Raw genomic sequence first — 24,546 nt, forward strand, 5'->3', positions numbered from 1 at the left:
GATTCAAATTCAGTACTCTAATTTATATGGTAGAAGTCAATTATTCCTTTTGAACTACCGAGCAATCTTCGGTAGTTGCCGCTGTTTCCAGCTATTTTTATTAAATGTTTTTCAATTATAACACCATTAGTTCACCCCAAAATCAACCTACCACCCTCCGGGGCCTCACTTTAGAAGGGAATTTGCCACTTTAGAGGATCAAGTGCCTGCATTTTATTTGCTTTGGTATAGCAGCGCTTTAAGCCTGAAGTTTATGTGTTCGAAAAACTGGTAGAAACAGAATTTACTAAGTTTTAGATTTGTTTATAAATCCAAAATGATAGCAGAACAGTTTTTCTATTGAAAAGGTAGTATTCTTTTGTAATGGCAGCCTTTGAAAAGAGAAAAGTGAATTTTACAACAATCCAATAGAAAACAGTTGAATATGAAAAAGGTCATTCCCATTATCTTTTTGTTTCTGTTCTTTGCCGGAAACCTCTTTGTTTTGGCAAATGCGAAACCCAAGAAGCGCATAAAAGCGATGGCCTATAACGTGCATCATTGTAACCCTCCAACGGCTGGTGAGCTCATTGATGTAGGGGCGATAGCCAGAGTGATTAATGACCACAAGCCAGACTTTGTGGCGCTCCAAGAAATTGATGTCAATACCATTCGTTCAGGGAAGGGTCGGAATCAGGCGCAGGAACTTGCCCAGCTAACAGGCATGTTCTACTTTTTTTCTAAGGCCATTGACCACCAAGGTGGCGATTATGGCGTTGCGGTGTTGTCGCGATACCCCATTATTGATTCCATGCGCATTGCATTGCCTATCTTGCCAGATCAACCCGAAGAACTGCGTGCCGTAGCTGCGATCACCGTGGCTTTATCCAAAAAAAGGAATTTTGTCTTTGCCAGTACCCATCTGGGTCTTCGCGAACCCAATAGGCTGATTCAGGTCGATAAAATCATTGCCAATTTAACTACCTTGGATACCCCAACGGTGATTGCGGGTGATTTCAATGCCTACCCCGAAAGTCCGGTTATCGCCAAAATGGATCAATATTTTACAAGAAGCTGTACGGTCAACTGCCAATATACAATTCCTGTGATCAACCCAAAAAGCACCATTGATTATATTTTCTATAAATCGGCAAAGCCGATAAAAGTACGGAGCCATCAGGTGATTGACGAGCAATATGCATCGGATCATTTACCCGTCTTTGCTGAATTTGAAATAACCTTATAATCGCTTTCGAAAAGTGTTTGGGTTATGAAGTAAAAGGACTATCATTCGGTCGTTGTTACCTGCGTAGGTATCTTTCCTACCTCCTTATAATACCGATTACGATATTCTATAGGTGACATGCCGGAAATCTTTTTGAATAGCTCTCTAAACGCCTTAGGGTCGGTATAGCCTACGTCATACATCACGGTATTGATGCCAGCTCTATCTGATTCTAACATTTTTTTTGCCGCTTCAACCCTAACGCGCTGAATATATTCGATAATCGTATTGGAAGTGGCCCTTTTAAACCTCCGTTCGAAGGTCCTTCGAGCGACTGAAAAGTGATCACATAGTTCATCGACACTGATTTTTTCAGAAAAGTGAGTCTCTATAAACTCTTGAGCTTGTACTACCGCCTTATCATCATGGTCCTTTTGACCACTAAAAATGATAAAGGGAGATTGACTGTGGCGGTTGATGTCAATTTCAAATATTTTTGAAGAAAGTACAGCCATTTTTCTGCCAACAAATTTTTCGATGAGGTACAGGTTTAGGTTCAAGGACGAATAGGCCCCTCCACTCGTGTAAACACCACCCTCGTCGGTGATGATTTTATCATTTACAAGATTGACTTCCGGGTACATTTCACGGAATTCTTTGGTCATCAGCCAGTGCGTAGCACAGTTTTTTCCGTCTAGCAGCCCTGTTTTAGCGAGTAAAAAGGCACCAATGCACAGGCTAGCCACTTCCGAACCTTTTTTATATTGACCAATGATCCATGGAATAAAGGCATGATTGAGTTTTAAAATAGTTTGTATATCTCCATGAATGGCGGGAATAATGATGAGGTCAGTCTTGCCCACTTGGTCAATTGTGGTGTCGGGCTTTATACTGAAGATACCGTTGCTCAACTGGCTTTCTTTGGAATGACCGACCAGGTGAACATCGAAGAGATGCAATTGGCCAGAGCGTTCCAAATGGCTATTGGCCATTGTAAACATTTTGTAAGTCGCCTCTAGATTGCTCAGGCTAGTATCACCTTCGGGTACAAGTATAGAGATGTGTTTCATAATGGAAAGCTACAAACTAACCTTGACGTAATCAACCCCTTATATTGTCGTATTTGCACCAAGTAATTGCCATATATTTTTTAGAATTTTGGTAGGAATATAAACCTATAAAAAGAAGAAACAAGAATTATGGCTCAATCTCCCCGTAAAGGATCTTAAAAAAACAAGGGTATTTTTCACTGAGTTAGGTTTTGAAGTCTTGCACGAAGGTCCGGAAGAAATGATAGGGTTTAGAATCGGCAGTGTTCCAGTGATGATGGTGACTGAGGAGCAGTTCGGGAAATATGCCATGCACATACCATCACGGACACCAGCAAGAGTGCCGAAGTACTCATTTCGGTAGGGGCTCCTCATAGGAAATATGTAGAAGATAGGGCCCTTAAAGTAGAAGCTGCTGGGGGAAAAGTGTTTTCTCCGCCAGCGGATATTCAAGGATGGATGTTCGGATGTGCCTTTACAGATTTAGATGGACACCGATGGAATCTGTTATATATGGATAAGTATAAAGGGTAGTATGAATTATTTATTAACTTCAATATCTTGTAGGTCCATTTTTAAAGCACACTGTAACTATGACTAAAATAACCGTTACTCCAGATTGTGGAAACGCACCGAAGAAGGTCTTTCTCAAAGACTTTAACATAGCATTTGCAACTGGCGATGCTGATTTTATCATCGATCATGTCAGCGATGATATATGTTGGGAAATATACGGTGACAAAACCATCCAGGGAAAGGAACAGTTTGCTAAAGAGATTAACCTCATGAAAAGCTATGTAGCAGACGAAGTAGTCATTCATACGATCATTACCCATGGCAAAGAAGCGTCGCTCAATGGGGAGATGAAGATGGGGGATAAAACCTACGTTTTTTGTGATGTGTACCGCTTTGCAAGTGCAGGAAGTTCTATTATCAAAGAAATGCATTCATACGTGATTGAAACCAATAACTAAGTCGTTTTTAAATTTTAAATAGATCATAAAATATTAGGGAATCATGGCAGCAGTAAGTACTTATCTCAACTTTTCAAGAAATACAGAAGAAGCATTCATTTTTTACAGGTCCGTTTTTGGAGGCGATTTCTTTGGAAATGGCCCCATGAGGTTTGGCGATATTCCCCCGCAAGAAGGTATGCCTTCCATTGCCGAAGAGGATAAAAACCTTATCATGCATATCGAATTAAAAATATTGGACTGCCACAATCTTATGGGGACCGATGCTCCTGAGTCGATGGGCTTCAGGTTGAACTTTGGTAACAATGCGTATATCAACCTCCAGCCCGATACGCGTGTGGAAACCAAGCAGCTATTCGATGCCCTGTCCGAAGGGGGAGAAGTAACCCAGGAGCTCCAAGATATGTTTTGGGGTGATTATTATGGAAGTTGTATCGACAGGTTTGGGGTGCAGTGGATGTTTAATTGTGGGGAGAAAAATGAGGCAGAGCAATAAAAAGCAAGTTTCACAAGAGGATACCAGCTATTCAATCATTGAAGTTTTCAAAACGAATGTGATGGATGGCAAGCAGGCCGAAAAAATAATCCGAAGGTTAAATGTGTTCTTCCCAAAGCACAAAATCAATTTCGATCTCGAAGATTGTGACAACATCCTTCGGGTAGAGTCGGTGAGGGGGGGCATAGAATCGCAGGAAATAATAAAGGCGGTAGAACACCTCAACTATACAATCGAAATTTTGGAATGAGTGAGGTTTTGGCCCGTCAGGCAGCGGGCTGAGTAAAGATGAGATTCGTAAATATAATTCTGAAATTATACTCTATAATGATGCGTAAACTTACCTCTTTTACTTTCCTATCCCTCAATGGCTATTACAAGGGAGAGAACGACGATACGAGCTGGCATCGCCATGGTGAAGAAGAAGGAAAATACTCCGAACAATCTCTTAGTGCGGACAACGCCCTTCTCTTTGGTAGAATCACCTATGAGATGATGTCCAATTTTTGGCCGACGCCAATGGCCGCAGAAATGTTTCCGGTAGTAGCGGCTGGCATGAATAACGCCGAGAAAATTGTATTCTCAAATACTTTAAAAATTCCGGATTGGAGTAACACCACCATTCTGAATGGTGATATTGTGGGCCGAATACGCAAGCTAAAATCAAGCGAAGGGCCTGACCTGACTATTTTAGGGAGTGGAAGTATTGTTTCACAGTTTTCTAATGCGGGATTGATTGATATTTATCAAATCATGATCGATCCCGTGGCATTGCCAAGTGGTACTCCTCTTTTTGAAGGAATAAAAAGTAAGCTCGATTTGAAACTCACGGATTCCAGGATATTCAAGAGTGGCGTGGTATTGCTCACTTATACTAAACCATAAAATATGAGAAATGTTATTGCGGCCATAAACATGACGCTTGACGGGATTTGCGACCATACAGCAGGCATGCCCGATGATGATTTACATCTACATTATGCCAGCCTAATAGGCCATGCTGGAGTAATTTTATATGGAAGGACGACCTACCAGCTCATGCAATATTGGCAAACACTGCTAAAAAATCCTTCAGGCCAGAAAGCTATGGACGATTTTGCTTTGGCAATGGACAAAATACCAAAAATTGTTTTTTCACGGACCTTAAAAAACACCGAATGGGAAAGTGCAGAATTGTCCAATCGCCCCCTTGAGGAAATGATTTCAGAACTCAAACAATCTCCCAATGGGGAAAATAAAGATATCCTGGTCGGCAGTCGGAGGTGAATTATTCAGTTACTAAACCTGAATTTGATAGATGAGTTTCAGGTTTGCATTTACCCAATGCTTGAAGGAAAAGGTCGGGCCTTGTTTGACAAAATCAAAGACCAGAAAATTTTCAGCCTTGTAAATACAAAAATCTTCATGTCAGGAGCAATTGTGCTTTATTACGAACCGAAGCGTCAATAGTCAAAGTGAAGTTTATCCAGGCATTCCATGATCATAATAGCCAATGGAAAAAAATAGCAGGGTACAGAAATCTGATGGACCAGGTGCCGCCTAGTATTACACTTGCCTAGGTTTGGGCCGGGTCGCTGGGTGTCAATTAAGCCGTCATTTTGTATTTGTATAGTTTCCCTACTGGTTCTAGGATTCAAGAGCATGATTAGTTTATGCCCACCCCCGCACTGGCGTAGCCGGTAACTACATGGATATGACTCATCCCATCCGCAGAGATATTAAAAACCAGCATTAACCTCGTTTGAGCGGTAATTGGTATATTAAGTCCGGAGGTAATACCATTGCTTATCGAGCCAATTGCTACTATTCCGGTAAGCGAAGGTGCTAGTGTAACTATAGCACCAGGGACCGGAGTAAAAAGGTCATTGAGAGTAGTGGATTGGTATAGTTGAGCGGATATGGTGACGGTAGAACCCACTAATGTTATAGCAACTGTATTACTAAAATAGGCACTTATGGATGTAATGGTGCCATCCCGAGGCATAGAAAAAGCCATATTAGGAATAAATGCAGCACTAATGTTGCCGCCAACGAGGGAGATCCCAGAGGTTGAACTGCCAAATCCAATTACTGAAGCATTATCAGTTAAGCCTCCTACAGTAGTATTCATTGTGATGGGTGTACCAGAAGCGTAAGGAATGATGGTGGAAGGAGGATTGTTGGAAGGAGGTGTTACGGGTTTCCAGCTTCCGTCAAAATAATACAAACCAGGCGTATTATCGGTTTGATAGATGATTAGGCCATTTGCCGGAGAATCGATTCCGTCCCTTGTGCTTTGGTCCATTCTTGGTATGAGCAGGCCTTTGTCTGCCGATTGTACCTCAAGCTGGGCACTGGCATGTGGTGTGGTAGTACCAATGCCTACTTGTGCCCATGTCTTGAAAGAAAGAACCACTGAAAATATAGCGAAGAGAACGGATAAGAACGTTAGACGTGGCAAGTTGGGTATATAAATCATGGTGCTTTTCATAATCAGGAGGGTGTTAACAGGTTAGGGTTTTACGATTTTATAGGAATGTATGGTGCCACTGGCATTTTGTAATTGGAGCAAGTATATTCCAGCAGGGAGGCTTTTGATGTCTATCGGCAGATGGTCGTAGGACCTCAGGAGCTCCTGTCCTTGAGTATTAAGAAGCCGCAGTGAGGCGATGTCTTGCCTGTATTTTGGATGGATAACGATCCGATCCCCCACCGGGTTTGGATATACTACCACCGTAAATTCTTCGTCATTCGTTACGTTAATGATTTTACTAAATGCAAATGTCCCGTCCAGGTCCACCATTTTGAGCCGGTAAAGATTGTTGCCCAACCATGGATTATTGTCGAAAAATGAATAGGCTTTCGGTTCGGAACTATTAGTAGTAGACGTTACTCGTCCTAATGCCATCCAAGTTTTGTTATTAAGGCGTTTTTGGATCTCGAAGAAATCGCTATTCGTTTCCTCGGTGGTTTTCCAGTTAAGTACGATTCGATTCTCCTCTTGCTTACCACCAAATTCAACCAAGGTTACCGGTAAAGCTCCTAAGGTAGCAGCAGTGATTTTGCTGATAGATACCTCGGGTGTGATACTGTTGTAAACATAATTGTCGTCACTGTTTACGGTACTACCCATACTCGTGATGGGTACGTCGTTGCTGATATAGGCCACTTGAAGGTTACTTTCGATGTTTCCATTCAGTTCTGATGGATCTAAATAGTATAGACCCAGTTCGCCCTCAAATAGAATGGGGGTGGCGAATTCATAAACTCTTGAAATACTGCTAGGGGAGCCCAGTATTTCAGTAGATGAAATGGTAAGGGCATTGTCGCTGATCGTCATATCGGCTGTGGGGGTGACGGTAAGGCCGTTAATCGCCGTGGAGGTGTTGCTGAGAATGGTCACGCCTTCGGTCCCAACGACAAACTGTGCTTGAATTGGTATGGTGGCCAATAATGCCAACATACCAGAGAGGAGGTAGTTTTTCATGCCATCATATGATTTTATGGGATTACTTTGAATAGCGAATCCATGTATCATTTGATTAAATCTACAATTTATTTTATTGAATATGAAGTTTATTGCATAGAATTAGCTCTATATCTTATTGTGTTTGAGTTAAATAGTTTAAAATCGGCTGAGGAGTGGGCGCTACAAAGAAAGAGTCTGTCCAAATTTTTATCAGTCCTTAAAGGCATACTGGGCTAATCGTGCTCCATCCATGTGCTGTTGAAACCGGGGGGGGGCGGTATATTTAAACCCATGCATCCCGCTGTGTTCACCTTGATAATTAGATTCAATAGATGTAATATTACAGCATTAATACCTATGGCAATTGCCAGACAAAGGATTCCTGTAAATAAACCAAAGGACCTATTCGCTCACCCGTCAGGCGGAAGAAGACTTTATTCATAATTGTATAGGTTTAAAAAAATGGTGAATTACAAGCAGAAAAGTACATTTCCTCTATGGAAAACGCTTTTGAATGAACGGCACAAAGCTAGAATGATCAATCGATCAGGAATATGAACTGGCTTTCCGAATGGGTGGCAGACTGTAAAGAGAAGATTTAATCTATTTTTCCTATCCCCTCTAAGGATATTGAACCATTATTGAGTAGAAAATGAGTAGATTCATCAGGAAGGTAAGCGTAGGGTTTGTGGCGGCAGTATTTATGGCGTTAGTTGTTTATGGTCAGGTAGATAACCCCTTAAATCGGCTAGTACCTCGGGAGGAAATGGAACGTATTTTTGATGAAATCAAAACGCCATACAAATATGGTGTTGTGCTACAACATCCAGATACTACCAAGATGGTGGATAGTCCTACCATCTTTCGCAAAAACGATGTTTGGTATATGACATATATTGTTTTCGATGGTCATGGATATGAGACTTGGTTGTCGGAAAGTGATGATTTGCTTCACTGGAAATCGAAAGGAAAAATATTGTCGTTTACAGATGGGACTTGGGATGCTAACCAGAAAGCCGGCTATGTTTCTCTCGTTAATACCGAGTGGGGAGGTGATTATTCCGCAGAAAATTATAAAGACAAATACTGGATGACCTATTTGGGTGGAAATACGGCCGGATACGAATCCGGCACTTTAAAGATAGGTTTGGCAAACGCTACGACTTTGACGGAGGCCGTAGAATGGAATACCACTCATGCGCCACTATTGTCGCCCGAAGATGAGGATGTTCGTTGGTTTGAGAATAAAACCATTTATAAAAGTCTGGTCATTCATGATAAGCTCCAACATACTGGGCATCCCTTTGTGATGTATTATAATGCAAAAGGCGACACGGCTAAGTATGAAAGTATTGCCATGGCCGTATCCGACGATATGCTCACCTGGAAGAGGTATGGAGAACATCCTATAATCACGAAGGGGAAAGGTATTTGTGGCGATGCGCAGATTGCGAAAATCGGTGATATTTATGTGATGTTCTATTTTGGGGCATTCTGGAAACCCGGCGCTTTCGAGCGCTTTGCCTGCTCGTATGACTTAATCAATTGGACAGACTGGGACGGAGCGGACTTGATCGCTCCGTCCGAGGCTTATGACAAAACCTATGCCCATAAGCCTTGGGTAATCCAGTGGAATGGTGTCGTTTATCACTTTTACAACGCCGTGGGTGAAAGCGGTAGGGTGATTGCCTTAGCGACGTCCAAAGATTTATCAAATTGATCGCTCTCATCCGTTCGGCCACCAAGCCTGAGCGTTAGGTGTTTCCGTAGTCCTATACGGGATATTATAGAATGATTTTTGGTCTCGTATACGGCGGTTCGTTGGGGTTTTCTGGGCTACAAGTTCGACTAGAAATAATCGAGCCTTCGCTATATAAATAGCAACTGCGATTCGCTGTTGCCCACTTTATCAGCTATTTTGTTTAAAGACAGGTCGGTTTATGTTATATTTATTGTTTAATATTTACTTCAGGGATTTGGACCAATAGGTCATAACAAGTCCGATACTAAATCGTAAAACGGTAGGCCCTCTGTCCCTTGCCAGGTTACAGATTGAAAAAATAAATACTCAAAACATGAAAGCGGCAATACGTAGAAGTTATGGTTCCCCAGATGCAATTAGAATTGAGGATATAGAAAAACCCATCCCCAATGAAAATCAACTCTTAATAAAGGTTCATGCATGTACCGTCAATCGGACAGATTGCGCCATACTTAGTGCAAAACCCTTTATTATGCGCTTTCTTTTGGGATTGTTGCGACCCAGGAAAATAATATTGGGGACCGACTTTGCCGGTGAAGTAGTTTCAGTAGGTGCGAATGTCAGGTCTTTTAGCATGGGGGATGGGGTTTATGGTTTTAATGACTCGGGCCTTGGGTCACAGGCTGAATATACTTTGACAACGATCGATAATTTATTCCCCATTCCCGAAGAGGTAGGTTATCATCAAGCCGCAGCAAGTCTGGAAGGAGCTCATTATGCCTACACTTTTATTCATAAAGTAAATATCCAATCTGGTCAGAAAGTACTGATCAATGGGGCAACTGGCGGGATTGGCTCGGCGCTCCTGCAATTTGTAAGACAATTTGATGTTGAAATTACCGCCACCTGTAATACCAAAAATATCGAGCTGGTGCGATCGTTGGGAGCCGATAAAATATGCGATTATACCCAAGAAGACTTTACGAAAGGGGGGGATACCTACGACTTTATATTCGATACTGTGGGTAAAAGTACCTTTGGAAAGTGCAAATCACTATTAAAAGAAAATGGAATTTATATATCCTCAGAGCTAGGGCCTTACTCTCAAAATGTTTTTTATCCACTTTTGACATCCTTCTCCGGTAAAAAGGTGATTTTCCCGATTCCTTATCCTGTGCGGGAAACGATTCCTTATATCAGAAATCTTTTGAAGTCTGGAAAGTTCAAGCCAGTAATAGATCGAAGCTATGTACTTGAGGATATAGGCCAGGCTTACGAATATGTGCGGCAAGGGCTGAAAACAGGGAATGTTTTAATCGATGTGGTGCCCAACAAGCAATAAGGGCCAAACATTGAATTGTAATCGGGTAATAATTGAAACAAACTTGCTTTGGTTTCTTTTAAACGGTTGGACCAATCAAGCCCTTACAAAAATTGATCAAACAAATGAATTTTTTGAATAGAATAAGAATAACACTCCTATTAATAATACCTGGTTTATGCTCGATGGTGGCCTATTCACAGCCTATTAATTTGGAAAAAAATACGCAAACGCTTTTGAATCGGCTGGAACCTAGTGCTGTGAAGTCTATAGTTACAAATCAAAATACGTCCAAGGCGGAGCAACTCCTCGAATATTACAAAAATAGAAAGCATATCAAGCATCCTATCAATAGTGGATCGGACCGGGGGATGATTGCTGAAAAGGAATTGAAATATGCAAATGATGCACTCGCGCATATATTTGTGGGACAGCCTAGTTATCCACCTCATTTTTGCGGAGATGATATCAACTGGAATTCTCGACCCGTCCCCGATAATGAATGGGTGTGGCAACTCAATCGCATGTATTTCTGGGATGCGATGGGAAAGGTATATGCCAAAACTGGGGATGAGCGCTATGCCAAAGAATGGTGTAGTCAGTTGGTAGACTGGACCGACAAGAATCCACGCGACAAAGCCCATGACTATGCTTGGAGGTCTATTGAGGCAGGAATAAGAGGGTATAAATGGACCGGCCTTTACTACCAATTTCTCAAATCGGAACATTTTACATCGGAGGTGCTGGTTTCTTTGATGAACAGTTGCTATGACCATGCCGAATTTTTAATGACCAAATATACTTCAGGCAGTAATTGGAGTCTTATGGAGGCCGAGGGCCTTGCTTTTATTGCCATTACCTTTCCAGAATTTAAAAATTCAGAAAAGTGGAAAACGGAGGCCATACGCCGACTTAATATTGAAATAGACCACCAGGTATATGCCGATGGGCATCAGCGCGAATTGGCCATGGGGTATCATTTGGGTTGTATTCACTGGTTTTACAGAACTTATGAGCTAGCCCAAATGAATGGATTAGGAGACGCTTTCCCGGATTCATTTCATAAAAAGATAGAGAAAATGTGTGAGGTCCCTATGAAAATAGGTTTGCCCGATGGTACGCATGCACAGTTTGGCGATGATTGGGCTGGAGTTCCTGGGCAGCATGCCAATTTGTTCAAGAAATGGTCGGAACTATTTAATAGGGAAGATTTTCTTTTTATGGCCACCAACGGCGAACAAGGTCATAGGCCCGATCAAACCGCCTATGCATTAAATAATAGTGGAATCTACTCCCTACGGAGTGACTGGGGTAAAGATGCTATCGGTATGGTTTTAAAATGTGGCCCAAATGGGGGAGGGCACTGTCAGCCTGATAATGGAACCTTTACCCTGGCTGCAGGAGGGCGAACTTTGATGCCCGATGCGGGAAGTTATATTTACCATGGCGACCCAGAAGGCCGGAAATGGTTCCGTCAAACGAAGGTGCATCAGACCCTAACGCTGAATGGAAAAAATACAAAATATGCCCCTAAGCTACTTAACTGGAAACCCGGAGCCCATCTGGATGTTTTGGTAGTTGAAAATGCCGGGTATCCCGATCTTACCCACCGCCGTTCCGTATTCTTTGTAGATAAAAGGTATTTCGATATTGTAGACGAAGCCATTGGAGCGGGTATTGGTGATGTGGATATTCATTTTCAATTGGCCCCAGGCAAGGCCGTAGTCAACGGCGATCAGGGTTCTTTTCGGTCCGATTATAAAGAAGGATGGAATATTTTTGTGGCTTCTAATCAGCAGAAAGGACTTGAACTCCATGAAGAAGAGGGGAGGGTGTCTTTTGGAATACACCAAAGCGGAAACGAGACCCGCCTTTCGTTACCGATTAAAAAAATCAAGCGAGGAGTCCGTCCTGCGGTTTGTGACCTTGGTTGCTCCCTACGAAAAGGATATTCCACAGATAAAAGTGGAACTCCTGAATCGACCGGGGCAAGACTTCAATCATCTTCAAATTTTGGTTCAAGAAAAGGGTGTGAAAAGGATTTTGAAAAGTGAGTTTAAGGACTAAAAAGGGAGTGCTTACGGTGTAATGTCTGTTTCAAAGGACGGCAGTAGCCTAGCATCCTCTAAGGCAGCTGTTCGGTGGCCCTCAATTTTAATGTAATCCTTGCTTTGGGCAAATTCAATGAATTTAGCTACCGAATGGTGTTTGACTAACAGCATAGCATCCCATTGCTCGGTCTGGGGGCCAATTAGAAAGTCTTTACACTTTCCGTAATAGAGAATTTTACTTCCTGCCTTTTCAAAAAGAGGTATGGTATGTTGCAAATACAACTGGTATGCATCTTCTCCACTGATCTCCTTGGCTGGTTGTAGTGTTTCGAAGTCGGCATAGTTGGCCACTGACCTATATTTGAGTAGGTTTAGCATGACTATTTCTCCTTTGCCGTTAAAGTTTTGATAAAAACTCATTCCTGCTTCAACAGTTGCATGGGTATAGTGACTCATTTTTTTCTGAGGTTAAGTAGCCGATCGTTTTTATCTAATCCGCGCTTGTTGGTGTTTGTATGACTCTGTACAGTAGGTGTTTATATAATTTGCGCCTTGGCCAAATTTAACAGAATCATCACTTTTTTCAAATGATTCTGGTTTATTTTGCGATGGATTCAATGTTCTAGGTGGCATACAACATTGAATTCTTGTAGCCAGAGGCCTCTAGTGTGCTGATTTGAGGTAGAGCCTGACCGAAATATGGTCACGCTATACGAGGAGGAGGCCTTTAAAAAGGATGTCAGAAAAGTAGATTATAATATTTAAGACACAGGACATTTTGCATAAGACATCGGAATAACTAGGGGATTTATGAAAAATAGGTAGGGTGGATCATTTAATATACCCTTAATAACTGGGCTAAGTAGGCAGAAAGTGTATTTTACTTTAAAGGATAGTTATTGGTGGGGTACGTCTATCTTGCTCTCTATAACTCAGAGCGTAAATAAATGGCCTCGGTCTGTTTGCGTATTTTGTAGTTAATGGGTATGGAAGTGTCAATATAAAAATCCTGATTATGATTGGTTTTGAATTAACAGTAAGAGGTGAAAAGGTTACGGGTGCCCTAAGGGATGGTGTATTTTCTATTATTTTGACCAAGATGGCCAATAAGGATTTGGACACTATAGAACTAGATTTTACGGGATTGAATACGGCTGATACGGAAAATTATGAAACGCTTGCGTGGTATCAGTCGAGCCTAGCGATTGGAGATGAGATCATAATAAAGGTCAAGGAAATTCAGGACGTTTCGCCTCCCATAAAAGTAGGGAAACATAATCTTGAAAACAGGAATGCCCAGCGGGTTGAAGAATATTATCGCCTAAAGAGGGAGTTGGAGGAAAAGGGGTTAATTTGAAGACCTTATATTTCCAGCCGGAGCAAGCGCTTTAAACCGGCGGGTCGGATTTCTGCACCCTCTGATATTCCAAGTAGGAAAATGTGATCGGGATAATGGAAATCACGGCTGTTACTACCAATAGGACTATGATGCTACGGGCGTGGCTTAAGAATAGGCCCTACTTAAATCTTAAAATCCATTGTAAAAGATCATCTATAACCGTCGTATTGAGAGAATAAATCACAAACTTCCCTTTTTTTCGCTCTGAACCAGCTCAGCCTTTTTAAGAATGTACAGATGTTGCGAGATACTGGGCTTTGAAATATTGAAAAGCTGGGCAATATCACCTGCCGACATATCCCCAGCTTTTAGGTGAACTAGTATCTCTAGCCGGGTTTTGTCATTCAATGCCTTAAAAATCTCGTTCATATTTAGATATTTAGACAAATATCTAAATATATTGGAAATACCCAAGACGGACCTACTTGTAATTGGAATATCAGTCGTTGATACCGTCGAATAGCTCAGTTAGATTAGTCGTTTATACGGGCCAGATTACCGATCACAAATGGCGCAATCGGGCTCGCCTATTAGTTTTCCATCCTTATTCATTTCGAATTTACAGCAAACCGTAAACTGATCGATTAAAATGGCTTTGGCTCTGCGAATCCGAGCTTTGAGATTGGCGAGGCTAATGTCGATGATTTGAGCGGCTTCAGCCTGGGACTTTCCTTCCTGATATACCAATTGCATAGGGGCTTGGTAAAGTTCAGGAAGTTGATTGATAAATCGATCCAAACAGCATATTGGTACGACATCGTCGTTCGATGGAGTAGGGACGTTGTCGGTTATAATATCTGGTTGTCTGGTCTTGAAATGATCGTACACTTCATTCCTGACGATTTGGAATATCCAACTTTTGAGTTTCTCAGGGTCTTTTAGTTGCCCTATTTTTTGATGTATTTTTATAAAAGATGTCTGCAGTATATCTTGGGCTGTATCTGGGTGTTTAACCTTTTGTAGGACAAAAGAATAGAGCTCCGAGTGATATTGTTGCCAAATATGTGCCGTATTCATAAGTTGTAAGTAATAAAAGGTTGACTTTTTGGATGGAGTCAACCTTTGGTGGTATTAGCAACAGTCGCACTGATCGCAATTGCAGCTTTCACAAGGACATTCGTTGGTCGCGCAATTCACACAATCGCACTGGTCACATTGACATTCTTCACATTGACAAGTATTCATAGTTTCGTTGTTTTTGGTTCATATTATAGACTGAGATCTGACAAAAAGGATACTCTATATGAATAAAAAATTGGCATCGTTACAAATTGCTACAGCCTTGGTATATGATCCAGACAATTTTCATGCCACAGTTTTAATTGGTTTTCTTGGTCAATATTCCCTCCTGAAAGAATGACCAATACCCGTTTTTTAGTTTTCTGTCCCTTTAACCATCTACAAACGCCATCCATGGACATGGCACTGGTGGGCTCAATATGAAGTTTTAAAAGATGAGTCAACCATTGTGTCCAATAGATAATTTTGGATTCTTCTACCTCATATAGCTCGTCGAGTAGTTTTAAATATTCGACGGTGATATCCCCTACGGCCATGGTCATGGCACCGTCGGCTAGGGTATCGGGTACGGCTGCAAGTTTTTGAATCACATTCATTCGTAAAGATTGGGCGGCATCATTGGCATTTAAGGGTTCGACCCCTAGCACCTTAGTGCCTGGAGAAAGTGCATGGGTGGCGACTAGCGTGCCAGACAATAGGCCTCCACCCCCACAGGGGGCAGCTACGGCGTCTAGACGATCCACCCGTCTCAGTGCTTCATAAATGGCCGTTCCTTGTCCTGCTATTACCTGATGATGGTTGAATGGAGGAATCCAATAGACCCCCATTTCTTCGGAAGCCTTCTTTACGCTTGCATCGGTCTTATTGCGATCCGCTCCCAATTCAATTTGCGCCCCATAAGAGGCAGTGGCTTGAATCTTGATTTTTGAGGAGTAGGCAGGCATATAGATTGTGGCGGGGATATCAAACTGAGCCGCGGCCCAGGCTACTGCCTGGGCGTGGTTGCCCGAACTGTTGGCGATGACCCTTATAGGTTTTACACCATTTTCAGCTAGCCATGAAATGACGTTACAGGCCCCCCTCGCTTTAAAAGCACCAATTTTTTGCATACACTCGGCCTTGAAAAAGATTTCATGACCCAGCCAGGTATTCAATAATGTAGAGGATAGTATGGGTGTTTCTGTGACGTATCGTTCTATCCGACTATGGGCCTTCTCGATGTCTTGAATTTTAAGCATAGGTGTTTTGTGATTTCTTTATGATGGTATAGGTCTCCTTAAAATATTGGCGCTATCCAATTTACTGCCGAATGAGCTAATTTTATATATGCCTGTTGTCTGAAACGAATGATTGGGGATTATGTTTCTTTATCCAAGGTTGATTTCCATCAAAATGTTTTATGATAACATTTATGGGTATGTAGCTGGTGAAATACTAAGAATATGGACGTTGGTCTTATCCGAATAGTAGCTCCTAGCTTTTAAATGCGATTTATGGCATTGTCGTTTTCGAACTAGAATCTTATATCCCTCGACGTAAAAGGTCGTAGCCATCGCTTTTTTCTCTAACTTGGCCGCCGTAACTAGCTAAAAGAATAAACCTTAAAATGCGCTTTAGAAATATTATATTCGGACTGGTTTTAATGATAAGTTTGGCCGTCCTGTCCGCTTGTCAATCGGGAAAAAATTTAAATCATACCACTTCCACGGTCAATTCTAAGGCCTCCCTCAAGAAGCCCTATCTTATACTGATCTCTTTAGATGGTTTTCGGTGGGATTATGTGAACCAGTATAAGCCACCATTCTTAAGTAGCTTTATCCAGAATGGCGTACAAGCCGAATCTTTAATTCCCGCATTCCCTTCCAAGACTTTCCCCAACCATTATACCATTGCTACCGGGCTCTACCCGGAGGGGCACGGGATTATTGGGAACACCTTTTTTAATTACAAAAAGGATGTCACTTATAAAATCGGGAATCGGGATATGGTTGAGGATGGAAGTTTTTATGGAGGCACGCCCATTTGGGTCCAGGCCGATAAAGCGCAAATGGTGACGGCCAGTTATTTTTTTGTGGGCTCCGAAGCCAATATTCAAGGTGTGAAGCCGACCTATTATTACAAATATGACGGTAATGTAAAAAATGAAGACCGAGTGGCCCAGGCTTTGAAATGGTTGACGTTACCCGCCAAAACACGACCCCATCTGATCACCCTGTACTTCTCCGACATGGACGACTTTGGCCACCGCTATGGGCCCGACAATCAGGAGAAGATTAAAACTGCCTTATTCCAATTAGATAAAAACCTTGGAGAGCTCTTTAAAGGGGTAGCGGCTTCGGGCCTTCCCGTCAATGTAATGGTGGTATCGGACCATGGAATGACGCCCGTCGAAACGACTCACCTGATCCCTACGGAGTCGATAAAGAACGACAGCCTGTATACGGTTATGGACAATGGGGCGATCATGAACATTCACCCCCAGGAGGGCGTTTCTATTGATGGGGTATTGTCGTATTTACAACAAAAGGAAAGTCATTTTAAGGTATATAAAACGGAAGACACCCCCGGCTTCGAATATACTCCCAAAAGCAAAGACTGGGGAGCGCTACAAATCATACCCGATAAGGGGTATTATTTCAGTTCCCGACAAGGAATAGACAGTAAAGTACGAAACGGCATTGAGGTCTTTGGGGTGCATGGCTATGACCCCACCTTTAAGGATATGCAGGGGATATTTTATGCGCAGGGCCCAGCCTTTAAAAAAGGCTATACCACTGGTTCTGTAAAAAATATTCACCTCTATCCCCTTATGTGTAAAATACTGGGATTGCCTATTCCAGCAGCAATTGATGGCCAACTTAATGAGCTAGAAGGAGTACTTGCACCAGCCGGCGGGGGGCGATAGTGAAGCCTATTCGAATGGATTGCTGGGGATACCAGTTAAAAAAGCAGAAAACGCACGCCTATTGACTGGCGTGCGTTTTCTGTTTATCGGGTGAAGACCGAAATTTAATAACCTGGGTTTTGCTGAATCTTTTCCTTATTGATATCAATCTGGCTTTGGGGGATCGGGAACACCAAATGGTTTTGAGTCAGGGTAGTGACTAAGTTGATCTGGTCCTTTTTTCCGTTAAGGACCGGTATGGCCCGGTCGGTACGAACCAGGTCATACCACCGGTGTCCTTCAAACGCAAGTTCTACGCGTCGCTCCTGTTCAATAGCCAATCGGAAGGCCTCCTGGCTAGGCGTATCAGCAGCGCTTCGGCCTTGGAGCCCTGCTCTAGTTCTGACCTGGTTTAGATAATCGAAGGCGGGTCCGTTGGCTTGATATGCGAGTTCATTTAAGGCTTCTGCATACATCAGCAGGACGTCGGCATAGCGGATCACCGGGATATTATTGCCGTTGTCTCCAGAAGTAGCGGGAACATCAAAATATTTCTTTACATACCGATCCGGAATCACTTGTCCGCTGGCGTTGGTATAGGAAGTAGCCAAGGAGATATCTTTACGTAAATCGCCCTCTTCATAGGCATTAATAAGGTCGAGGGTAGGTTGGTTGTTGCCACCTCCCCCAAAATTAATCACGGCATTTCCCGAGTTTTGAGGGGCAAAGGTATTGGGCCAGGGGTTTCCTTCTCCACTTCCTCCCGATTTGAATTGAATATCAAAGACACTTTCCTTATGGTTTTTATTGCTTACCGTAAACACATCGGCGTAGTTAGGCAGTATTTCATATACGCCTGAGTCAATGACTTCTTTGAGCTTTGTGTTTGCCTGAGCATAATTTTTAAGGGTCAGGTATACCTTGCCCAATAAGGCCTTAGCGGCTCCTTTGGTGGCCCGTCCAATATCATTGCCGCTATAGCTAAGCGGTAAGGCGGCTTCGGCATCGGTAAGGTCCTGTTGTATCTGAGTATAGATCTCGGATGCTGGGCTGCGGCTGTAGTCATACCCTTCGTCGGCATTGGTAATGGACTTGGTCACTAAGGGTACGTCTCCAAAGCTGCGCACTAGGTTAAAATAGACGAAAGCCCTTAAGAACTTAACTTCTCCTATGTAGCGGCTTTTGAGGGCTGCGTCCATAGAGATAGCCTCTATTTTGTCCAAAATGGTGTTGAACCGAGCAATGGCCGTGTAGCTATCATTCCATCGAGCCAGAATGTAAGGATTGGTAGTTCGGATGTAAAAGCGGTCGAACTCATCCTGATCGGTTACCGAGCCGGAGGCCACAGGGATGGTATTGTCGGAGGTGATTTCCCCGAAAATGTAGTTATTGGTAGAAACGCCGCTGGCCTGCAAGCCCGCATAGGCCCCGTTGACGGCAATTTTAATGTCGTCGGCCGATTGGTAAAAATTATCGGTGGTGGCCGATGAAATAGGTTTAAGGTCTAGAAAATCTTGGCTGCATGCACTAAGGGTTAGCACTACCAAAAGGGACCAAAAATTTGATTTTATATTTTCCATAATTTCCTTGATTAATTCTCTTATTAAATACCTTACAAGCTTAAATTTAGTCCTATGGTGAAGGTCTTGGCCAAGGGGAACACTCCGTAGTCGACACCCCCAGTAAGTGGGCCTTCATAATTACTTACCTCTGGATTGTAGTTAAGGTATTTGGTGAAAGTGAACAAGTTCTGAGCGGATCCATAAATGCGTACCCTGGAAACTTTAATTTTGGATAGTACCGATTCGGGGAGTGAATAGCCTAGACTTATATTCTGTATGCGAAGATAGGAGGCGTCCTCAATCCAACGGGTCGAAACTGCATTATTATTCCCGGTGGTACGTGCATTGGCACGAGGAGTGATGCCATCGCCTGGGTCCTGTGGGGACCTCCATCGGTCAAGAACCGTGGTGATCTGGTTGGCGCTGCCTTCGAGGTTTTCAAAGAAGCGACGGCTCAGGTTCAACACCTCGTTGCCTTGAGAACCTTGAATGGAAATTCCTAAGTCCCAGCCTCGATAGGCTAAGGTGTTGGATATCCCATATATAAAGTCGGGTTGATTGTTGCCAATAATGGTCCTATCGTTGGCATCAATTTTACCATCGTTGTTGATATCGGCATATTTTACATCTCCTGGGCGCGAAGTGGCGTCATGAGGGTTGGCGTCCAAGTCGGCCTGATCTACAAATACGCCCAGTTGCTTATAGCCATAGAAGCTTCCAATAGGGGAGCCCACCCGGGTGATATTGGTCTGGCCAATTCCGCTACCGCTGACGATATCGTCGCCGTTAGGTCCTAAGGCCAATACTTTATTTCTATTGAGGGATAGGTTGATCCCAGTACTCCAGGTGAATTCCTGAACCAGGTTACGGGTATTTAAAGAAAACTCCCATCCTTTATTTTCCATTTTACCGATATTCTTCACTACCGATCCAAAACCAGTGAGGGTAGGTACGTTAACCGAGAGGAGCAAATCTTTGGTGGTACGTTTATAGTAATCTACTATGACCTGAATGCGGTTGTTAAATAGACCCATGTCGATTCCGACGTCCAATTGCTGGCTCCTTTCCCAGCCGAGCTTATTATTGGCCAATGAACCAGGTGCTAGCCCCGAGACGAGCGTGTTGCCAAAACTGTAGTTGTCGTATACCAGACTGGCCACATAAGGATAATAATTGTTGAAGGCATTATTGCCGGCTAAGCCGTAGCTCATGCGCAATTTCGTTTCCGAAATCGCCGAAATGCCCTTCATAAATGATTCCTCGCTTATCCTCCAGCCTATAGAGGCTGCCGGGAAAGTACCCCAGCGATTTTCGGTTCCGAAAATAGAGGATCCGTCCCGACGGACCGAAAAGTTTAACAGGTATTTGCCATTATAATTGTAATTGATTCTGGCAAAATAAGACGCCGACGCATTGGCTGTTTTAAAAGAGGAGCCAGTCGTGGTAGAACCATTAGCACTGGCGTTCAAGGTCTCGACAACATCGTTGGGGTACGAGCTACCTCCAGTAAGGCTCTCCTCATATTGTAACCTGGTAGACTCCATCCCGACCAGAACATCCACTTCGTGTACATCGTTGAAGGTCTTATTGAAATTAACCGTTTGGTTGAACAACCAGCTTAAAGTCTGGTATGAGTTGGCGTATCCGGTGGCTACCGTCGGGGGCAATTGCTGGTTCAAAGGCATCTTCGACGTCCGATAAGAATTAACACGGTTACCCTTTAAGTTCACATTGGCCGTGGCCCTATAGGTGAAATGCTTTAAGAAATCGTATTGAGCATAGGTGTTACCTAAAAAATTGATAGATGTGTTTTGACGGTTCAGTTCAGTAATATTCGCTACTGGATTGGTGATGCCCGGATAGTTATATGGGGCTGCAAACCCGGCCATGGAGGTATAGCCACCCGCTTCGTCGTAAATAGGGATCATCGGCAATACCGATAGGGCGGCGTTGATAATCCCATTGCTAGCCCAATGGCCTGCGTCGCTCACTTCTTGCTCTACTTTGAAGGTTGGATTCAAGTTCATGCCGATCTTTAGTTTGGGCAAAAGATTTAGTTCGGCATTGGCCCTAAAGGTGTAGCGTTTTAAGTCGGAACGTTTGATAATCCCCTCTTGGTTGAGGAAGCCTCCGCTGATCAGGTATTTTCCCTTGTCGGAGCCACCTGAGGCCGTCAGTTGAATATTAGACATTTTAGCTTTTTGGAAAATCAAATCTTGATAATCGTAGTTGGGTAAGTTAGCTACCTTGGTAGGGTCATCAAAGTCCAACCAGTCGAAAACTTCGCCTCTAGGATATCTGTATCGGAGGTAGTCGGTGGGCCTTACGCTGTTTGGGTCCGTCACGTTCGCACCCACTATATTGTCGAGGTAGGCGTTGTTGGAGGCTTCTTTGCCAAACTCGGCAAACTGTTGGGAGTCCAGTAGGTCTAGTTTTTTGGCTACTTCCTGTACCCCCGTATACATATCGAGGCTCAGTTGGTTCTTGCCATTTTTACCCTTTTTGGTGGTGATCAGGATCACCCCATTCGAGCCTTTCGAGCCATATATAGCGGTAGAGGAGGCATCCTTAAGGACGTCCATACTTTCTATGTCGTTGGGGTTGAGGGTTCCAAATATAGTAGGGTCAACGATGTTCCCGTCCACCACGATTAATGGGGAGTTTCCTGCACTAATAGAGCCAAATCCCCTTACCTTGATGGCTGGACTACTTCCTGGTGTACCGTTATTTTGTTGAACAACTACCCCTGCAATCTTTCCTTGTAAGGCGGTTGCCACGTTAGAAACCGGCATATCCTTAATTTCTTCCATGGGTACAGAGGCAATAGCCGCCGTTACGCTTGCTCTTTTTTGAGTACCATAACCCACCACTACTACTTCTGAAAGTGACTTGCTATCCTCAGTCATCACCACATTAAGAACCGATAACGCTCCCACAATCTTTTCTACACTGGTATAGCCTAGGTAGCTAAAGACCAAGGTGGCTCCCTCTTGGGGTACGACTATTCGATAGCTCCCATCGGCCTGGGTGGTGGTTCCGGTGCTGGAGTTTTTAATGAGGATGCTCACCCCCGGTAGTTCTTGTCCTTGCGCATCGGTAACTTTTCCAGTAATGGTGATATCGGCATTTTGGGCTTCATTGATAAGCTCCGAACGGGCCTGGATCGGTTTGTACCGAATCGTCTTTTTGTTTTCAGTTTTGGTTAGGATGATTTGCTTTCCGACCACTTCATAGTTCAAATGAAGAGATTCGGAAAGTTTGTCCAAAACTTGAGAGAGGGGCTCCCGGTCGGCGGTAATGGTAATTCTGGTGTCAGCTGGTATTAAATCGGCCTTATAGGCAAATTTTACACTGGTTTGTTTTTCTATTTTGCCCAATACAAATTCAATTTTGCTATTAATGAAGTTGAATTTGACGGTTTGAGAAAGTAGTTCTTGGCCCATGGCACTATTTGCCGAAGAAAGATTCGGAAAAGTTAAGATAGCCAAAAATTGGAGGAGCGATAGGGTCAGTATCGGCATCCTTTTTTTGTAGGAATTGAAATGTTTTTTCATATATGTAATTGGAGATGGTTGGTATTCGATGGGTTTAGATTTTTTGGTGAAGATGCTGGCGCCCTGGTCCCTTAGCAGCCCGGGCTATAAATAATAATTTTGGCGTCGATCATTTCAAAACGTGCGTTAAGTACTTTACAGACGATGTTCAATTTTTGATAAAGGTCTTCTTGAGATATATCCAAATTGAGTTTGCAACGGCTCATCAGCTCTTCATCGTACAGGATGTCTATACCATAAGCTTGCTCAATACTTTTGAAGATGTTGACGGCCGATTCATTATTGAAGTAGAAAGAGGGAGGAGCCACCTTATCGAGGACCTCCGGGTGGTCTACCACCGATTTAGCAAAGGTGGTAGTCTTAGTTTCAAATACAGCTTGCTGATTAGGGGTGAGCACGATCCCATTTTCTGCGGCCTTCGATTCCTCTCTTTTGGAATACAGAGAAACTTTTCCAGAATTGACAGAGACAGTAACTTTAGTATCCCCTTTGGGAGCCTTTACAATGAAACTCGTTCCTAAAACTTTGGTTACCAGCCCCTGAGCATACACTAAGAAGGGTCTTGAAGGATCCTTATGGATGTCAAAACGGGCCATACCTTCTAGCGTTACTTGCCGGAGAGGCGCTTCAGCAAAGTTTTTAGGATATTTTAAGGTGCTATTTTGATGAAGGTAAACCTGGCTACCATCGGCCAATTTTATGTCTATGCCTGGTTTGTTTTTATTTACAATTTGTACCCATTCCAGTTTCGAATCATTCGACAGCATAAGGGGGGGGATCCAATGGTGTGTATACAGCATCCATAGCAAGCCGACAGCCAAGGTGATTCCAATAGAAGCGGCAGCAGTTTGGGGATTGAACCATAGTGGAATCCTAAAACTACGTTTGTTTTCTTGAAGCGTAGCGTCAATTCTTTGCCATACTGCATCGGAGCTTTCCTGTGGTATTTCTTTTTCGTTGAGGTGGTAGAGCTCGGTGACTAATGTTCTGCTGGTTTCAATCGTATGGTACTTTTCAGGGAATTCGGAAAGGAAATGTCGCCAAAAGGCTTCATTTTCTTCATCGGGGAAAATGACCCAGTTTTTAAAGTAGTCATCAGCCAGAAAGTCCTCCACGTCATATTCGTAATAGTTCATAAGGTTGGCTTTTCAGTATATAGGTTAATATTTGAGGGGGAAGTGTAGAAAGCTGTAAATCAGAAATTAGCGAGGAGAAAAATCGAGAGAATTCTTACAGCCTCCTTTAAGGCTTTAATCCCTGAATAGATAAACTTGCAGGCTGATTGATAATTAACGCCCATTATTTCGGCAATTTCTTCGTTCTTAAAATGGTGGTAAAACCGTAGGTTTAAGGCCTGCTGCTGGCGCGGACTTAATTGTTGAAAGTTTTTCTTCAATTGATATTCCAGATGGTTCTGAGTTTCGGTATCAATCAGATACGTTTCAATCACGAATTCGTCGGCATTGGCCGTCTCCGTCGACAGGTCTTTCATTTGATAGAAATGATCCCTGGTTTTTGCGTTAGATATCTTGTTTCTTAAGGCCTTGAAAAGATAGAATTTGATGGAATTGGTATCGCTGAGATTCTTTCGACTCGTCCATAAATCTATAAACAGATCGTGAAGGCTATCTTCTGTTAGTTGTATATCGTTCGTGATTTTTAGCCCATACGACAGCAAATCCTTGGAATAGCGCTCATAGATTTTGTTGAAAGCGTGATAATCACCCTTTCTAAAAGCATTCCATAATGCTATATCCAGCATGTTTGAATTATCAGTCAGCATGGTTAACACCTATCATTAAAATCGTGGGTTGTAAATATAAAAATGATATTTAGTAAAGTTTTTATTGCTTTATATTAACTATATCCCAAGAATGAGGCT

The 24,546-nt window shown here is 42.9% G+C and carries 22 protein-coding genes and 1 pseudogene; 12 read left to right on the forward strand and 11 right to left on the reverse strand.

The genetic code is table 11. The annotated features are described in order from the left end of the window. The first annotated feature begins 424 nt into the window (after positions 1 to 424). Positions 425 to 1,225: an endonuclease/exonuclease/phosphatase family protein gene (locus CLV98_RS12425; RefSeq protein ID WP_109674638.1), complete on the forward strand. Its 801-nt coding sequence runs from the start codon at positions 425 to 427 to the stop codon at positions 1,223 to 1,225. Positions 1,226 to 1,266: 41 nt separating this feature from the next. Here CLV98_RS12425 and CLV98_RS12430 read toward each other — a convergent pair whose 3' ends face one another. After that, positions 1,267 to 2,274, reverse strand: a complete 1,008-nt coding sequence (locus CLV98_RS12430; protein WP_109674639.1) for a GlxA family transcriptional regulator — start codon at positions 2,272 to 2,274, stop codon at positions 1,267 to 1,269. 175 nt (positions 2,275 to 2,449) lie between these two features. Here CLV98_RS12430 and CLV98_RS24190 point away from each other — a divergent pair. The 6 genes and pseudogenes from CLV98_RS24190 to CLV98_RS12460 form a co-directional block, all read left to right on the forward strand. Beyond that, positions 2,450 to 2,617 (forward strand): annotated as a pseudogene (locus CLV98_RS24190) (hypothetical protein); the annotation flags it as partial. 229 nt (positions 2,618 to 2,846) lie between these two features. Beyond that, a complete protein-coding gene (locus CLV98_RS12440) occupies positions 2,847 to 3,227 on the forward strand; it encodes a nuclear transport factor 2 family protein (RefSeq protein WP_109674640.1) in 381 nt (126 codons plus the stop codon). 43 nt (positions 3,228 to 3,270) lie between these two features. Beyond that, the gene (locus CLV98_RS12445) at positions 3,271 to 3,723 is read left to right on the forward strand and encodes a VOC family protein (protein WP_109674641.1); all 453 of its coding nucleotides are present in this window, start codon (positions 3,271 to 3,273) and stop codon (positions 3,721 to 3,723) included. After that, a complete protein-coding gene (locus tag CLV98_RS12450) occupies positions 3,707 to 3,973 on the forward strand; it encodes a Rossmann-fold NAD(P)-binding domain-containing protein (protein ID WP_109674642.1) in 267 nt (88 codons plus the stop codon). The genes CLV98_RS12445 and CLV98_RS12450 overlap by 17 nt, the downstream gene beginning before the upstream one ends. Before the next feature lie 77 nt (positions 3,974 to 4,050). Next, entirely contained in the window at positions 4,051 to 4,608 is a 558-nt protein-coding gene (locus CLV98_RS12455) for a dihydrofolate reductase family protein (protein WP_229203347.1), read from the forward strand. Between the two features lie 3 nt (positions 4,609 to 4,611). Next, positions 4,612 to 4,989 carry a dihydrofolate reductase family protein gene (locus CLV98_RS12460; RefSeq protein WP_229203348.1) on the forward strand — a complete coding sequence of 126 codons (378 nt, stop codon included), beginning with the start codon at positions 4,612 to 4,614 and terminating at the stop codon, positions 4,987 to 4,989. 379 nt (positions 4,990 to 5,368) lie between these two features. Here CLV98_RS12460 and CLV98_RS24065 read toward each other — a convergent pair whose 3' ends face one another. Together CLV98_RS24065 and CLV98_RS12470 are read right to left on the reverse strand one after the other, a co-directional pair. Beyond that, positions 5,369 to 6,193, reverse strand: a complete 825-nt coding sequence (locus tag CLV98_RS24065; protein WP_109674644.1) for an exosporium glycoprotein BclB-related protein — start codon at positions 6,191 to 6,193, stop codon at positions 5,369 to 5,371. Between the two features lie 21 nt (positions 6,194 to 6,214). Then, a complete protein-coding gene (locus tag CLV98_RS12470; RefSeq protein WP_158281246.1) occupies positions 6,215 to 7,189 on the reverse strand; it encodes a T9SS type A sorting domain-containing protein in 975 nt (324 codons plus the stop codon). Between the two features lie 634 nt (positions 7,190 to 7,823). On the opposite strand from CLV98_RS12470, the gene CLV98_RS12475 reads away from it, so the two are divergent. The 3 genes from CLV98_RS12475 to CLV98_RS12485 all read left to right on the forward strand — a co-directional run bounded on the left by CLV98_RS12475 (position 7,824) and on the right by CLV98_RS12485 (position 12,248). Next, complete coding sequence (locus CLV98_RS12475) at positions 7,824 to 8,891, forward strand: glycoside hydrolase family protein (RefSeq protein ID WP_229203349.1); 1,068 nt, start codon at positions 7,824 to 7,826, stop codon at positions 8,889 to 8,891. Between the two features lie 355 nt (positions 8,892 to 9,246). After that, complete coding sequence (locus tag CLV98_RS12480; protein ID WP_109674646.1) at positions 9,247 to 10,215, forward strand: NAD(P)-dependent alcohol dehydrogenase; 969 nt, start codon at positions 9,247 to 9,249, stop codon at positions 10,213 to 10,215. Positions 10,216 to 10,406: 191 nt separating this feature from the next. Continuing rightward, entirely contained in the window at positions 10,407 to 12,248 is a 1,842-nt protein-coding gene (locus tag CLV98_RS12485) for an alginate lyase family protein (protein ID WP_158281247.1), read from the forward strand. A 24-nt stretch (positions 12,249 to 12,272) separates the two neighbouring features. Here the strand turns inward: CLV98_RS12485 and CLV98_RS12490 are convergent, their stop codons facing one another. Beyond that, positions 12,273 to 12,701: a DUF1330 domain-containing protein gene (locus CLV98_RS12490; protein ID WP_109674648.1), complete on the reverse strand. Its 429-nt coding sequence runs from the start codon at positions 12,699 to 12,701 to the stop codon at positions 12,273 to 12,275. Positions 12,702 to 13,260: 559 nt separating this feature from the next. On the opposite strand from CLV98_RS12490, the gene CLV98_RS12495 reads away from it, so the two are divergent. Beyond that, a complete protein-coding gene (locus CLV98_RS12495) occupies positions 13,261 to 13,602 on the forward strand; it encodes a hypothetical protein (RefSeq protein WP_109674649.1) in 342 nt (113 codons plus the stop codon). A 222-nt stretch (positions 13,603 to 13,824) separates the two neighbouring features. Here the strand turns inward: CLV98_RS12495 and CLV98_RS12500 are convergent, their stop codons facing one another. The 3 genes from CLV98_RS12500 to CLV98_RS12510 form a co-directional block, all read right to left on the reverse strand. Next, a complete protein-coding gene (locus tag CLV98_RS12500; protein ID WP_310588717.1) occupies positions 13,825 to 14,013 on the reverse strand; it encodes a metalloregulator ArsR/SmtB family transcription factor in 189 nt (62 codons plus the stop codon). 126 nt (positions 14,014 to 14,139) lie between these two features. Beyond that, positions 14,140 to 14,661: a sigma-70 family RNA polymerase sigma factor gene (locus CLV98_RS12505; RefSeq protein WP_109674650.1), complete on the reverse strand. Its 522-nt coding sequence runs from the start codon at positions 14,659 to 14,661 to the stop codon at positions 14,140 to 14,142. A gap of 257 nt (positions 14,662 to 14,918) precedes the next feature. Beyond that, positions 14,919 to 15,902: a serine/threonine dehydratase gene (locus CLV98_RS12510; protein WP_109674651.1), complete on the reverse strand. Its 984-nt coding sequence runs from the start codon at positions 15,900 to 15,902 to the stop codon at positions 14,919 to 14,921. A 368-nt stretch (positions 15,903 to 16,270) separates the two neighbouring features. Here CLV98_RS12510 and CLV98_RS12515 point away from each other — a divergent pair, with 368 nt between their 5' ends. Continuing rightward, positions 16,271 to 17,569 (forward strand): alkaline phosphatase family protein, encoded by a 1,299-nt coding sequence (locus CLV98_RS12515; RefSeq protein ID WP_109674652.1) that lies wholly within the window; start codon positions 16,271 to 16,273, stop codon positions 17,567 to 17,569. Between the two features lie 104 nt (positions 17,570 to 17,673). Here the strand turns inward: CLV98_RS12515 and CLV98_RS12520 are convergent, their stop codons facing one another. The 4 genes from CLV98_RS12520 to CLV98_RS12535 form a co-directional block, all read right to left on the reverse strand. Further along, a complete protein-coding gene (locus tag CLV98_RS12520; protein WP_211320026.1) occupies positions 17,674 to 19,128 on the reverse strand; it encodes a RagB/SusD family nutrient uptake outer membrane protein in 1,455 nt (484 codons plus the stop codon). 32 nt (positions 19,129 to 19,160) lie between these two features. Further along, entirely contained in the window at positions 19,161 to 22,664 is a 3,504-nt protein-coding gene (locus CLV98_RS12525) for a SusC/RagA family TonB-linked outer membrane protein (protein ID WP_109674653.1), read from the reverse strand. A gap of 71 nt (positions 22,665 to 22,735) precedes the next feature. Further along, the gene (locus CLV98_RS12530) at positions 22,736 to 23,800 is read right to left on the reverse strand and encodes a FecR family protein (protein ID WP_109674654.1); all 1,065 of its coding nucleotides are present in this window, start codon (positions 23,798 to 23,800) and stop codon (positions 22,736 to 22,738) included. A 59-nt stretch (positions 23,801 to 23,859) separates the two neighbouring features. Further along, positions 23,860 to 24,426 carry an RNA polymerase sigma factor gene (locus CLV98_RS12535; protein ID WP_229203350.1) on the reverse strand — a complete coding sequence of 189 codons (567 nt, stop codon included), beginning with the start codon at positions 24,424 to 24,426 and terminating at the stop codon, positions 23,860 to 23,862. Positions 24,427 to 24,546: the final 120 nt, after the last annotated feature.

Source organism: Dyadobacter jejuensis (genome assembly GCF_003149085.1).
Lineage (GTDB): Bacteria > Bacteroidota > Bacteroidia > Cytophagales > Spirosomataceae > Dyadobacter > Dyadobacter jejuensis.